This is a genomic window from Legionella nigrisilvae (genome assembly GCF_977063395.2).
Genome location: NZ_CDRUGZ020000019.1, coordinates 774,157 through 788,336, shown reverse-complemented (window position 1 = coordinate 788,336; position 14,180 = coordinate 774,157). Strand labels below are relative to the sequence as shown.

The following is a 14,180-nucleotide window of genomic DNA, read 5'->3' as shown; positions in this document are numbered from 1 at the left end:
TTATGCTGCGAAGATTGAGCGTTTATGCTTCACGAAATATTCAAATTCATCGCGGAAATGCTTCACAAAACTTTGTACTGGCCAAGCTGCTGCCTCACCTAATGCACAAATAGTGCGTCCTTCGATATTGTTCGCAACATTGACTAATTTCTCTACATCTCCAGGTTCACCATGCCCATCCTTAATGCGATGTAGTAAACGGACTAGCCAACCAGTGCCCTCCCGGCATGGAGTACATTGGCCACAAGACTCATCCATGTAAAACTCGGAAATGCGATAGAGTGCATCAACCATACAGGTTGTTTCATCCATAATAATCACAGCACCCGAACCTAATCCTGATCCTGCTTTTTGGATACTGTCATAATCCATATCTAGACCCATCATCACCTCACCAGGTAAAACAGGCATGGAAGTACCCCCGGGAATTACTGCTTTAATTTTACGACCTTTTGAAACCCCACCTGCTAATTCAAGTAGCGTTTTAAAGGGGGTCCCCAAAGGGATTTCGAAATTTCCAGGTTTATTAACGTGACCACTCACACTAAAACATTTGGCTCCGCCATTATTGGGCTTGCCTATTTTTAAAAACCACTCCCCACCTTTTTCCATAATGACCGGAACAGAGGCAAAAGTCTCAGTATTATTTATCGTTGTAGGCTTCCCGTATAAGCCATAGTTAGCAGGAAAGGGAGGCTTAAATCTGGGCTGACCTTTTTTTCCTTCAAGGGAATTGAGCAATGCGGTCTCTTCACCGCAAATGTAGGCCCCAGCACCTAAATGATTATATAAATCGAAGTCAATACCTGTACCTAAAATATTCTTACCTAATAAACCAGCTTCATAAGCTTCTTTTAGTGCGGCTTCAGTACGCTCATAGGGCAACCAAAACTCACCGCGGATGTAATTATATCCAACAGTAGCACCCATGGTATATCCAGCAATAGCCATACCCTCTATAAGCTGGTGTGGATTCAATGTAAGTATTTCGCGATCCTTACACGTACCTGGCTCACCTTCGTCTGAATTACAAACTACATATTTTTGTACTGGAGTATTACGATTCATAAAACTCCATTTCAATCCAGTCGGGAATCCTGCTCCTCCTCGACCACGCAAGGCAGAGGTTTTTAACTCATCAATTATTAATTGTGGAGAAGTTTGCTCTTTTAATATTTTTCTCCATGCACTATATCCACCCACACTCTCATAAGCAGATAGTGTCCAAGGCTCTGGTAGATGAAATGTTCGATAACAAACTTGATTTAATTCAACCACGGCAACCACCTCTATCTTTTATTGGTATTGTTCCAACACTTTATCTATAGATTCAGGAGTCAGATTCTCATGATAATCCTTGTCCACCTGCATCATCGGCGCATTAACACAAGCGCCTAAACATTCAACGGATCTTAAAGTAAAGCGCCCATCATCTGTGGTCCCACCTAATTTTATACCCAACTTTTTTTCCAAGTGTTCGACAACCGCAGCCGAATCACGCAGCATACAAGAAATATTGGTACATACATTTATCGAGTGTCTTCCAACTTGTGTGTGTTCGTACATAGTATAGAAACTCGCAACCTCATATACGGAAATAGGAGGCATCTCAAGATAATCAGCTACAGCATCCATTAATTCTGTAGTCAGGTGACCATGCTCTTCTTGCACGATTCGTAGCGCACTCATCACAGCGGATTGCTTCTGATCTTTAGGATATTTAGCTATCCAATGATCGATGTCCTTTATTCTTTGAGCTGACACCAATTGATTTAATTTTTTTGCTGAATTATCAGACATTTCTAAACCTTTATTAATTTAAATTGCTATTTTTGGAATGTCATTTTAAATAATTGTAAACTGACAGATCAAAATTAACGATCTATTTCACCAAATACTATATCCTGACTCGCTAAAATCGCCACACCATCAGCGATCATATGTCCTCTAGTCATTGCATCATAGCTCGACAAGTGAGCAAATCCAGGAGCACGAATCTTTAATCTGTAGGGTTTATTCGCCCCATCAGATACCATATAAATACCAAACTCACCTTTAGGAGCCTCAACGGCACTATATACTTCCCCACGGGGTAAACAAAAACCTTCAGTAAACAATTTGAAATGATGGATTAATGCCTCCATATCTTCTTTCATTTCTACGCGGCGTGGTGGTGTGATTTTGTGATCATCAATACGCACTGGTCCAGGATTTGCTCTGAGCCACTCGATACATTGTCTAATAATTCGATTTGATTGCCTTAGTTCTTCAACACGGACTAAATAACGATCATAACAATCTCCAGTTTTACCAACTGGGATATCGAAATCCACGCGATCATAGGCTGCATAGCTCTGTTTTTTTCGCAAGTCCCACGCGACACCAGAGCCGCGAAGCATTGGACCTGTAAATCCCCATTGCAATGCTTCTTCAGGGGAAACAACACCAATATCTACTGTTCGTTGTTTCCAAATTCTATTGTCAGTTAATAAGGTTTCATATTCATCAACACAACGGGGGAACCGCTCGGTAAAGGACCAGAGGAAGTCTAGTAGACTGCCGCTGCGCTCCTCATTGAGCTTATCCACTTCTCGTTCGTTATGCCATCTTGACGCTTTATACTTAGGCATAGAGTCGGGCAAGTCTCGTGCAACACCCCCAGGTCGATAATAGGTAGCGTGCATTCGAGCCCCAGATACTGCCTCATAACAATCAAATAAATCTTCACGTTCTCTGAAACAATATAAAAATACGGTCATCGCACCGATATCCAGTGCGATAGCACCCAACCACAGCAAATGATTTAGAATACGCGTTACTTCATCAAACATCGTACGGATATATTGAGCTCGAATTGGTGCATCGATATCTAAAAGTTTCTCAATGGCACGTACATAAGCATGTTCGTTACACATCATAGACACGTAGTCTAGTCTATCCATATAACCAATACTTTGAATATAAGGTTTTGTTTCTGCTAATTTTTCTGTGGCTCTATGCAGTAATCCTATGTGTGGATCTGCGCGAACAATGGTTTCACCTTCAAGCTCAAGAACTAAACGTAATACTCCATGAGCTGCAGGATGTTGTGGACCAAAGTTTAAAGTATAATTCTTTAATTCAATCATTCTTCGCCCCTTTTATCATCAATATACCGGTTATCATTCCGAATAACCTTGGGCACTAAAATTCTGGGTTCAATATCCACTGGAGCGTATATGACCTTTTCTAATTTTGCGTCATAACGCATTTCAACATGACCACTGAGAGGAAAATCTTTACGGAATGGATGTCCGATAAATCCATAATCTGTCAAAATACGTCTTAAGTCCGGATGGCCTTCAAATAAAATACCATATAAATCATAAGCCTCGCGCTCAAACCAATTCGCGCCTTTCCACAAATGATGCACAGAAGGAACAATTAGATGAGCCTCATCAAGAAATACCTTCACACGTAATCGATGATTCAATTTTGTTGAGAGTAAATGATAAACTACAGCAAAACGGGGTTTACTTAGAGCATAAACTTTTGCTTCTTGACGTTCTACACCGCGAGAAAATCCACTTTCAGTTGCTGAATCTGTTTCCCAATCATACTCACCGTAAAGCAAATAATCCACAGCGCAAAGGTCAATCAGCTGATCAAAACAAAAGGCTTCCAGATCACGTAGTTCCAACATAATTGCTTTTAAATTTGCTGAGTCACACTCAATAGTTACTTCATTATAAGCAATACTAATTTCATTAAATTGGCTCGCCAATTCGCTTTTGAGTTGTTCAACCAAATAATCATTTTTTGTTGTCATCTGTTTGCACCTTTGATGATCTTAAGCTTCTAAGATTTTTTTATGCCTGATTTTGTTCTGCAATTGAATAATTCCATACAGCAGTGCTTCAGCAGTTGGAGGACAACCTGGTACATATACATCTACTGGGACAATGCGATCACATCCACGAACTACGGAGTAAGAGTAATGATAATACCCACCGCCGTTCGCACAAGAGCCCATGGAGATAACCCAACGAGGTTCAGGCATTTGATCATAAACTTTACGCAAAGCAGGAGCCATTTTATTACACAGGGTCCCTGCAACAATCATCACGTCTGATTGACGTGGACTTGGACGAAAAATAATTCCGAACCGATCCAAATCATAACGTGCAGCACCCACGTGCATCATTTCAACAGCACAACATGCCAATCCAAAAGTCATAGGCCACATAGAACCACTACGTGCCCATCCGAGAAGTTTCTCGACTGAAGTCGTTACAAAGCCACTTTTTTGCAATTCTGCAACCGCCATAGCTAGCCTCTAAGCAGTTAAATATTAATAAAAAAAGTACCACCTCTGATTGTTTCTTCTTAGGAAGTAACAATCAGAAGTGACTTATTGCACACCTTAAATTATTCCCACTCTAGTGCGCCTCGTTTCCATTCATAAATAAAACCAATAACTAATAATCCTAAAAACAACATCATTCCTGCAAAACCAAACCAGCCAATTTTACGTAAAGCTAAAGCCCATGGAAAGAAAAACGCAGTTTCCAAATCAAAAATAATAAATAAAATGGCTACAAGATAAAAGCGAACATCAAATGGAATATGAGAACTCTCGAATGCACCAAATCCACACTCATATGGAGAATTCTTAGAGCTATCAGGGTTGTGCTTTGACAAAAGGGAACCAGCCCCTATCATTGCTACGCCCAATGCCAATCCGATAATTATAAAAATAAGAACAGGTAAATATTGAGATAGCATTTTTTCACCTTGCACGGATTAAAATGGTGCCGAAGGCCGGACTCGAACCGGCACGGCTTTCGCCACCGCCCCCTCAAGACGGCGTGTCTACCAATTCCACCACTTCGGCATATTCTTTAATAATTATTTACTTCTCTAATCCCTCTGAGTACTTAAGTACAAAGAGAAGATTCTTATTTATTTCTTATTGTTATCAACCGGTACAGGAATTGAACTCGCAGGTACACTAGTCTGAGGAATTATTTGCTGATCTGCTTTTTGATATTGGACAGACACCAAATAAGATAACAATAAGCTGGTGATAAAAAAGGTTATTGCCAAACCACCAGTTAATTTAAATAAAAATCCGCCTGTCCCTTGGCTACCAAATAAAGTATTTGAAGCGCCTGATCCAAAAGCTGCACCAATATCGGCGCCTTTACCATGTTGGATGAGCACTAAGCCTATTAAGACTACAGCAACGATTACATGAATCATTAATATCAATTGATACATTTCACAATTTCCACAAACTGTTTCGCGTTCAACGATGCGCCTCCTACCAAGCCACCATCTACATCTGGCATGGCAAATAATGCTCTGGCATTGTTTTCATTCACACTTCCCCCATATAAAAGGGGTAAACGTCCAGCATCGCTATGATTTATCTCTGCAACCAGCTTTCTAATAAACTGATGTACTTCCTGTGCTTGTTCGGGTGAAGCAGTTTTTCCTGTGCCTATTGCCCAAACGGGTTCGTAAGCTACAACACAATCACGAAAACAATTTTTGTCTTGCTCACTTACTGCAAGTAATTGTTTAGCAATGACCTGCTCTGTTTGCCCTTTTTCACGCTCAACTAGCGTTTCACCGACGCAAAGAACCGGTATCATATCATGTTCTTTTACATGGTGGAATTTTTGCGCTACAAAATTTTCATCTTCATGAAAAAAATGTCTTCGCTCAGAGTGTCCCACCAATACATAGCGACAGTTAAAATCTTTTAACATAGGCGCTGATATTTCTCCGGTATACGCTCCAAAGTCCTTTGGATATACATTCTGGGCACCTACTTCAATATTACATTCAGCAAGTATATCCCTGACTTGTGGAATATAAATTACTGGAGGTATGATTATAACTTGGACATCATTAATAGAATTCAGTGATTGTTTAAGTTCATTACTTAATTGAATCACTTGCTGCAGCTGACCATTCATTTTCCAGTTGCCCGCAACTATCTTGTGCCTCATTAGTACACCCCCTCGTTCCAATTGCGGACTATACCCAAACTCAATGCCGATGTGTAGTCTTATCGTGTATTTTTTATTAAAAGGTTCTTTAGCTCAAAAACCAGGAGGTTAAATTTATTACTAAGCGCCCAAACCCCTCTCAATTTGACTAATCTCATCGCATAACTTTTGTGCATGCTGTTTTACAATACTCTCATCCATACCTTCCACCATAACACGTAATAAAGGTTCAGTGCCTGACGGTCTGAGTAATACTCTTCCCTCTCCTTTTAAACTAGTTTCTAAAGCTCGCACAATTTCAATTACTTGAGTATGTTCAGCAAGTAAGGTGGCATAATTAGTTTTTAAATTCATCAAGCTTTGTGGTAATAAATTTATTCCTTCAATTAATTGCTGTAAGGTTTTCCCTTGCTTTACCATAATTGACAAGACTTGCAATGCAGCAACAATCCCATCGCCTGTTGTAGTTTTATCCAGACAAACAATATGTCCTGAGGTTTCACCACCAATCTTCCAATCTTTTTCTCGTAAAGCCTCTAAAACGTATCGATCTCCTACGCGTGTTCGAACAAAAGGGATACCCAGACTTTTTATTGCGATTTCCAATCCATAATTGCTCATCTGCGTACCCACTACCCCGCCATTCAATACGCCTCTTTGATGCCTATCCTTCGCAATAATATAAAGAATTTGATCTCCATCAAGTAAACGACCATCAGAATCGATTAAGACCACACGATCTCCATCACCATCTAGACCAATACCAATGTCTGCACCCGTACTAATAACTTTTTGCCTTAATAATTCAGGAGCTGTAGAACCACAATCCTCGTTAATATTAAAGCCATCAGGGCGATTACCGATAGCGATAACTTGAGCACCCAACTCAACAAATACATTGGGAGCAATGTGGTAGGTTGCACCGTTAGCGCAATCAACAACTATTTTTAAACCGGATAATCGTGTTAATGAAGGAATTGTTGATTTACAAAATTCTATATAACGCCCACTTGCATCATCAATTCGTGCCGCCTTCCCCAAATTTTGTGACGGGACGGTTTGCATTTCCTTTTCCAGTTCCGCTTCAATTGCTAATTCAACGCTGTCGGGTAATTTACCCCCTTCTGAAGAAAAAAACTTAATTCCATTATCTTCAAATAAATTGTGCGATGCACTAATCACGATACCGGCATTGGCTCTCAGTGTTTGAGTCAAATAAGCAATGGCTGGAGTAGGCATTGGACCTAACAAAGCGACATCAACACCAGCAGCGGATAACCCCGCCTCCAAAGCTGATTCCAGCATATAGCCTGAAACTCGTGTGTCTTTTCCAATCACTACTTTTTTGCGATGCCCATTAGCCAATACTCGGCCAACAGCCCAACCCAACTTCAAAACGAATTCTGGATTAATATTTGACAGACCCACATGCCCTCTGATGCCATCAGTACCAAAATATTTACGTTGACTCATCCTTAACCACCTCTATTAAGAAATTTTAGCTCGCGTGAGCTGATCTACATCGGCCTGACTAATCATGGTAGTCATCTGCAGCGCCTGGTTTGTTTCATCTACATCGTGCGTTCTAATGATCCCCACGCCTTTCAGTGCTGCATAAACCGCTGCCGCTATACTTCCTATCAAACGCTCACCCACCTCTCTAGCCAGTACCGTCCCTATAGTACTTTTACGTGATACCCCTAAAAGCAGAGGCCTCCCCAATGATGCAAAGCTATCAAGATTTTTTACCAAGAGCAAATTATCTTGTACTTGTTTTCCAAATCCAAAGCCCGGATCCAAAATTATATTACTTCTTTTTATGCCTGCCTTATCACATGCATTAATACGTTCCATAAAAAAACGGGTTACTTCATTAAGCACACCGTCTGCATAATATGGATTACGTTGCATATTGTGTGGCTCACCTTGCATATGCATTAAGCATACCGGAACTGCCAGCTGTGCCGCCATCTCCAGAGTCCCTTTTGTGCGTAGAGCATAAATATCATTAATTAGGTTAGCACCTGCATTGATAGCAGCTTCCATAACCTCTGGTTTATTTGTATCAATCGAAATACATATATCTGAATTTGTACGAATTTGTTTAATGACAGGTATGACTCGATTTAATTCGACATCGAGCGGTACATGGTGCGCTCCGGGTCGGGTTGATTGCCCTCCAATATCGATTAAATCTGCACCTTTACTTACTAAGTAATCTGCGTGTTCGCAAGCCTTATCTAGGGATAAAAATTCGCCACCATCAGAAAATGAATCTGGAGTGACATTTAATATTCCCATAATTAAAGGTTTTTGGATTGATTTACCTAAAGAAGGTTGGCTTTGTAGTTCAAGCCAACCTGAAAATTGCGTTGGATTCACCTGCTTTTCTCACTAATATTTCAGTGCTCTTCAGCAGGGTTTACACTAACCTCATGCTCTGTTGGTTTTTCTGATGAGTGGTTATTCACTTCCGAGCCATCCAGTGGTTTTGACGAATTCCAATCTTCCGGTGGTGTAGGCTCTTTACCCGACATAATTTCTTGGATTTGATTGAAATCTATCGTTTCGTATTTAATCAAATTTTGTGCCATTAAATGCAGTTTATCCATATTGGTGACAAGAATTTCTTTAGCTCGTTTATAGTTTCGGTCAATAATCGTACGGACTTCATCATCAATTTGCTGCGCTGTCCTGTCTGACATTTCTTTATGTTTATTCATCGATCGCCCTAGGAATACTTCCTCTTCTTCTTCACCAAAAGTAAGAGGGCCCAAAGATGAAAGTCCCCAGCTTGTAACCATTTTACGGGCTATTTCAGTAGAACGCATGATGTCATTCGAGGCACCAGTAGTCACGCTTTCAGGACCAAAAATGAGTTCCTCGGCGATACGGCCACCAAACAAACTACATAATTGGCTTTCTAAACGGCGTTTACTATGACTATAGCGATCTTGCTCTGGTAGAAACATAGTCACCCCAAGAGCACGACCCCGTGGGATAATAGAAACTTTGTACACCGGATCATGTTCGGGTACAGATAAACCAACAATTGCGTGACCCGCCTCATGATAAGCAGTTAGTTTTTTCTCGTTATCATCCATAACCATGGAACGTCGTTCCGCTCCCATCATAATTTTGTCTTTTGCTTTGTCTAATTCCACCATGTTGACCTTGCGTTTATTTGCACGTGCAGCAAATAAAGCAGCTTCGTTCACCAGATTCGCGAGATCTGCTCCCGAAAACCCCGGAGTTCCTCGAGCAATTGCCATAATGTCCACATTGCTATCTACGGGAACTTTTTGCAAATGCACTCTTAAAATTTGTTCACGACCTCGAATGTCAGGTAATGGAACTACCACCTGGCGATCAAAACGACCTGGGCGCAATAATGCAGGATCTAGAACATCTGGGCGGTTCGTTGCTGCAACAACAATTACTCCTTCACTCCCTTCAAAACCATCCATTTCCACAAGCAATTGGTTTAGTGTTTGTTCGCGCTCGTCATGACCGCCTCCAAGACCCGCGCCTCTATGACGACCTACTGCATCAATTTCATCGATAAAAATAATACAAGGAGCATGTTTTTTCGCTTGTTCAAACATATCGCGGACCCGAGATGCACCCACCCCGACAAACATTTCAACAAAATCCGAACCCGAAATGGTGAAAAATGGAACTTTCGCTTCACCAGCAACAGCTCGAGCCAAAAGGGTTTTACCTGTTCCGGGAGAGCCCACTAATAATACACCGCGAGGAATACGTCCCCCAAGATTTTGGAATTTGGTAGGATCACGAAGAAAATCCACTAATTCTTTAACCTCTTCTTTAGCTTCATCTACTCCTGCAACATCAGCAAAAGTCACTTTTACTTGATCTTCACCAAGCAAGCGTGCACGTGATCGGCCAAACGACATGGCACCTCGACCACCCCCTCCTTGCATTTGGCGCATAAAAAATATCCAAACCCCGATTAAAAGCAGCATTGGGAACCAATTGATAAATAAATGGAGAAGGAAACTTTCTTGTTGTTTCTCTTGGCCGCTTACGTCGACTTTACTTTTTAGCAACTCGCCTAATAAAGCATTATCTTGCATAGGCATGTACGTTACAAAACGTTTATTATTTTTAGTCATTCCTTTGATGATTTTATCATCCTCAATGGTGACTGAATTAACCATACCTTGATCGACTTCTTTCAAAAATTGGCTGTAAGAAAGCTTCTCAGCAACCGTGTTTCGAGGGCCGAAATTACTGAAAACTGAAACAAGCACGATCGCTATAATCAGCCATAAAAATAAATTCTTAACCATGTCGTTCAAAGTATTAACCTCGTTAGTGACGTACAGCTTTTATATTATGATCGGATTCTTAAATCATAAAGTTACTATAAATTGTATCCCTTTGCCAGCAAATAGGTTTCTTTTGAGCGAGAACGAGAAGCGGAAGGCTTTCGAATCACGACTTTCTCAAAAGAAGCTCTTGCTTGTTTTACTAAATCATCAAAACCAGCGCCATGAAAGATTTTAATTAGCATGGAACCACCTGGTTTTAGCATTTTTTCTGCAAAATCAAAAGCCAATTCTACCAAATACATGGCACGTGGAATATCAATTGCAGTTGTACCACTCATATTTGGGGCCATATCTGATAATAACAAGTCAACACTGTGTTCAGGGATTAAATCTTTTAACTTCTGCAGTACTTCATCTTCCCTAAAATCCCCAAGAATGAAATCCACATCGGGCAATGCATCCATAGGCAAAATGTCAAGGGCAACTATACGCCCGCGACCTTGCAACCGTTCAGTGACATACTGTGTCCATCCACCAGGAGCTGCTCCTAGATCAACTACCGTCATCCCTGGTTTGAGCAAAGACTCTTTGTCGTCTACTTCTTTTAACTTGTATATAGCGCGACTACGATAACCCTCTGCTTGTGCTTTCTTTACATAAACATCATCAAAGTGCTCTTGTAACCACCGCTTACTGCTTTTAGTACGCTTCATAAATTTATATAGAGTATCAATTTGACCTATGATACTGAATTTCACTACCTTTTCCCAGCAAAACGTGCAATAATTTACCATTTTATCATTCAGTCTCCAAATAGCTATGTTATTGGAGTGTATTTAAGGAACATTACCAGTGGATACTGCACTCAAAAAATCACTTAAAGCCCAAGCACATCATTTAAAACCTGTCGTGCTTCTTGGTGCGAAAGGATTAACTGAAGCCGTTATTGCCGAAACAGATATTGCATTGCTTTCGCATGAACTCATAAAAGTGAAAATTAATGGGGCAGAAAGGGAGGACAGAATTATGATGGCAGATGAGTTATGCCAACAACTACAAGCCGAACTCGTACAAATGATTGGTAATACATTAATTATGTATCGTAAAAATGAAGAGAAACATAAGTGACAGAACTACGAGTATTGTATACACTAGACTTAACAGTTCAGCAAAAACATATACTCTTTCTTAAGCCATCCCTATATTTAAGGGGCTGAGCAAATAAGGGTAATTACATTATCGTATGGCCTATGATATTAAAATACATACCAAATGCTCTAACTTTATTGCGTCTCATAATAATCGCACCTTTTCTATTTTTTTTATATCGCCATGAGTATGTAATCGCTTTTTATTTATTCATATTTGCGGGATTAAGTGATGGCTTGGATGGCTTTTTAGCTCGTAGTTTTAACTGGCAAAGCTTTTTTGGATCTTTTGTGGATCCACTTGCGGATAAATTATTAATTGCTTCCAGCTTCATCTCTTTAGCATTAATTGGTTTATTGCCTTGGTGGCTTGTCGTTTTAGTGTTCCTCAGGGATTTAACAATTTCTTTGGGGGTAGTTGCTTGGTATCAATTTGTTCGCCGCAAGTTGGATTTTCAACCCACTTTGCTCAGTAAAATTAATACTGCATTACAACTCATTCTGGTTACTTCCTGTTTATTTGAATTAGCCTATTTTGAATTTCCTTCTTATTTGATCACTGTTCTAATCATTTTGACGACGTTTACAACAGCGGTTACTTATATTGATTATATATGGACCTGGGGCAAAAAAGCGTATCCCAAAAAAGAACCATCATAATGAATAAGCAGTTGGCGTTAGCAATAAAATTAAACGATGAGGCTACCCTTGTTGATTTCAATTGGGGAAGTAATAAACTGTTGCACCAGCAATTACATCACATGCTCACTCATAAAGAAGATCGGTTACTTTATCTTTGGGGTGATTCAGGTAGCGGTAAAACCCATTTATTACAAGGATGTTGTCAAGCAATTGATGCTCAATCTGCAATCTATCTTCCTTTGACTTTTCTTAAAGAATGGGGACCGCAAGCTATAGAGGGAGTTGAAGATCAAGAGTTAATCTGTATTGATGACATAGATGTTATAGCCAAAGATCCTGAATGGGAAGAAGCGTTATTTCATTTATACAATAAAATCAAAGATATGGAACAAAGCATTCTAATTATTTCTGGAAATCAATCTCCCGCTACAATTCCGATTCAACTGGCTGATTTACGTTCAAGATTAAGTTGGGGCTTGGTAATTCAACTAATGGAATTAAGTGACGAAGATAAAATTCACACTTTGAAACTTCATGCGCTTAAAAGAGGGTTCGACTTACCAGAAAGTGTGGGTCAATTCCTTTTAAATAGATGTTCCCGAAATATGCATGACCTACATAATTTGCTTAACCGCTTAGACGATGCATCTCTTGCTGCACAGCGAAAAATAACCATTCCTTTTGTGAAAGATATTCTCAATATTTAACTTTAAGATCGAAAGATAAATATTATCTATACCGACCTTACATAAAACAACAAGACGGGTCTACTTGTTCCTGCTTACACGTAATGTTCAAGAGTACATCGCAAGGTCGCTGAGGCTTAAGAAAAGAATAATAATTACCACTTGCTCGTATATCGATCGAAATTCGCTCATCAACACATTCATCAATTAACAGTGTTTTATCCAACTCAATGCGCTGTTCAGCTTGAGTTAATTTTTTCACTAATCGAGAAGCACCTATTACTTTTAGTTGTAGATTTTCTAATTTATGAATTTCTTTATTAATTAGATGCTTATCACATAATTTCTGGATATTCTCTTCGTTTAGGCCAAACCAGCTGCTTACTAATTTGTCTAGTCCAGGACGCTCAACATACCAGTAAATGCTAAATGCAGCGAATCCGACGAGAGCACTAAACAGGATCACAGGCCAAAAAGCTGATGTTAATGGGTTTATAAGAAGACCAGACATGAAAAGAGCTACTGATTGACCAGCGAAGAACCCTCCGCCAAAGAACAGGATTCCAGACACACCGGAAATAAGCGACTTAGCCCTATTCATATTCTCACTTGTGAGGGCCAACTCAAATTGCTTACTTGCTTCAGTGAGCAACGTAAAGCGTTTTTGCAGCATGGAAATAATGCATTCCAATTGTTTTAAATCTTCTTGTGACAAATCTGAAAGAGAATATTCATTTACTTTTTTTCTAATGGATTTAATTATTTTTAATTGCAACAAATATGCATCTAATAACTTATAAGTATCACTCAGTTTAACTCCCAAAGCCTTCGAGACTTTGACTAAGTCAAATCCACAAAAAACAATCACTGAAAGAAAGGAGAATACAAATCCAGCAGCAAGAATCATTGAGGAAGATAGATTGAAAATATTTAGCATGGTCACAATGCTATCGAATCCCTGACATGCTGCAACCAAAATACCTGCCATAGTGAGCAAGATAAATTTTATCTTGTCTATTGGAGTATTAGGTTTCTCTTCTTGGAGTAAATTGGCGTCAACCCCTTTCATAGAAAGGAATAAATCCTGCAATAAAGACGTTCGTAATAGTACAAGAATAAACTCGATTTTTTGCTGTTGTCCTTTTGATTTCCTAGAGTATTTTAGCTCTTTATTCAACCAAAATATTAAGGTCTGGAGATCAACCGATGTAGTAATGGAACTAAGCTCACGTGAATGGACTTGGGCCTCTGATAAATAGTTCTTTATTAATTTTTGAGAATGCAGATTGATTGGGATACTCATTTTTCTTACCTGCTTTCAATTAACTCCATAATTCACTGCATAGTACAATAGAAATCCTCGAAATGAACATAGTTTATCCAAGCTATCTTAAAAAATGCCTTAATAATAAA

At 39.6% G+C, this 14,180-nt stretch carries 16 protein-coding genes and 1 tRNA gene; 3 read left to right on the top strand and 14 right to left on the bottom strand.

Annotated elements, in window-relative coordinates:
* From nuoF to rlmE, 13 genes are all read right to left on the bottom strand, one after another.
* On the bottom strand, nt 1-1,278 hold the full coding sequence (gene nuoF / locus ACWTE2_RS08570; RefSeq protein ID WP_454785001.1) for an NADH-quinone oxidoreductase subunit NuoF: 1,278 nt from the start codon (nt 1,276-1,278) through the stop codon (nt 1-3).
* An 18-nt stretch (nt 1,279-1,296) separates the two neighbouring features.
* On the bottom strand, nt 1,297-1,800 hold the full coding sequence (nuoE, locus tag ACWTE2_RS08565; RefSeq protein WP_182392337.1) for an NADH-quinone oxidoreductase subunit NuoE: 504 nt from the start codon (nt 1,798-1,800) through the stop codon (nt 1,297-1,299).
* A gap of 74 nt (nt 1,801-1,874) precedes the next feature.
* Entirely contained in the window at nt 1,875-3,128 is a 1,254-nt protein-coding gene (locus ACWTE2_RS08560; RefSeq protein WP_182392336.1) for an NADH-quinone oxidoreductase subunit D, read from the bottom strand.
* The gene (locus ACWTE2_RS08555) at nt 3,125-3,808 is read right to left on the bottom strand and encodes an NADH-quinone oxidoreductase subunit C (RefSeq protein WP_454785000.1); all 684 of its coding nucleotides are present in this window, start codon (nt 3,806-3,808) and stop codon (nt 3,125-3,127) included. The genes ACWTE2_RS08560 and ACWTE2_RS08555 overlap by 4 nt, the downstream gene beginning before the upstream one ends.
* Before the next feature lie 21 nt (nt 3,809-3,829).
* Nucleotides 3,830-4,306 carry a NuoB/complex I 20 kDa subunit family protein gene (locus ACWTE2_RS08550; RefSeq protein WP_019232910.1) on the bottom strand — a complete coding sequence of 159 codons (477 nt, stop codon included), beginning with the start codon at nt 4,304-4,306 and terminating at the stop codon, nt 3,830-3,832.
* 101 nt (nt 4,307-4,407) lie between these two features.
* Nucleotides 4,408-4,764, bottom strand: a complete 357-nt coding sequence (locus tag ACWTE2_RS08545) for an NADH-quinone oxidoreductase subunit A (protein ID WP_182392334.1) — start codon at nt 4,762-4,764, stop codon at nt 4,408-4,410.
* Nucleotides 4,765-4,788: 24 nt separating this feature from the next.
* Nucleotides 4,789-4,873 (bottom strand) — tRNA-Leu (locus ACWTE2_RS08540).
* 68 nt (nt 4,874-4,941) lie between these two features.
* A complete protein-coding gene (gene secG, locus ACWTE2_RS08535; protein ID WP_454784999.1) occupies nt 4,942-5,259 on the bottom strand; it encodes a preprotein translocase subunit SecG in 318 nt (105 codons plus the stop codon).
* Nucleotides 5,247-5,996, bottom strand: coding sequence for a triose-phosphate isomerase (gene tpiA / locus ACWTE2_RS08530; protein ID WP_454784998.1), 750 nt, complete (start codon nt 5,994-5,996; stop codon nt 5,247-5,249). Before tpiA ends, secG begins: the two co-directional genes overlap by 13 nt.
* A gap of 120 nt (nt 5,997-6,116) precedes the next feature.
* Nucleotides 6,117-7,469, bottom strand: a complete 1,353-nt coding sequence (gene glmM / locus ACWTE2_RS08525; protein WP_454784997.1) for a phosphoglucosamine mutase — start codon at nt 7,467-7,469, stop codon at nt 6,117-6,119.
* A 15-nt stretch (nt 7,470-7,484) separates the two neighbouring features.
* On the bottom strand, nt 7,485-8,378 hold the full coding sequence (gene folP / locus ACWTE2_RS08520; protein ID WP_454784996.1) for a dihydropteroate synthase: 894 nt from the start codon (nt 8,376-8,378) through the stop codon (nt 7,485-7,487).
* A 20-nt stretch (nt 8,379-8,398) separates the two neighbouring features.
* Complete coding sequence (ftsH, locus tag ACWTE2_RS08515; RefSeq protein WP_454785030.1) at nt 8,399-10,309, bottom strand: ATP-dependent zinc metalloprotease FtsH; 1,911 nt, start codon at nt 10,307-10,309, stop codon at nt 8,399-8,401.
* Between the two features lie 74 nt (nt 10,310-10,383).
* Nucleotides 10,384-11,004, bottom strand: coding sequence for a 23S rRNA (uridine(2552)-2'-O)-methyltransferase RlmE (gene rlmE / locus ACWTE2_RS08510; protein ID WP_182393575.1), 621 nt, complete (start codon nt 11,002-11,004; stop codon nt 10,384-10,386).
* Between the two features lie 139 nt (nt 11,005-11,143).
* Between rlmE and yhbY the strand changes: the two genes are divergently transcribed.
* From yhbY to hda, 3 genes are all read left to right on the top strand, one after another.
* A complete protein-coding gene (gene yhbY / locus ACWTE2_RS08505; RefSeq protein WP_182392329.1) occupies nt 11,144-11,419 on the top strand; it encodes a ribosome assembly RNA-binding protein YhbY in 276 nt (91 codons plus the stop codon).
* A 122-nt stretch (nt 11,420-11,541) separates the two neighbouring features.
* A complete protein-coding gene (locus ACWTE2_RS08500) occupies nt 11,542-12,099 on the top strand; it encodes a CDP-alcohol phosphatidyltransferase family protein (RefSeq protein ID WP_182392328.1) in 558 nt (185 codons plus the stop codon).
* On the top strand, nt 12,099-12,788 hold the full coding sequence (gene hda / locus ACWTE2_RS08495) for a DnaA regulatory inactivator Hda (protein ID WP_454784995.1): 690 nt from the start codon (nt 12,099-12,101) through the stop codon (nt 12,786-12,788). The genes ACWTE2_RS08500 and hda overlap by 1 nt, the downstream gene beginning before the upstream one ends.
* A gap of 37 nt (nt 12,789-12,825) precedes the next feature.
* Here the strand turns inward: hda and ACWTE2_RS08490 are convergent, their stop codons facing one another.
* Complete coding sequence (locus tag ACWTE2_RS08490; RefSeq protein ID WP_454784994.1) at nt 12,826-14,070, bottom strand: hypothetical protein; 1,245 nt, start codon at nt 14,068-14,070, stop codon at nt 12,826-12,828.
* Nucleotides 14,071-14,180 lie beyond the last annotated feature (110 nt).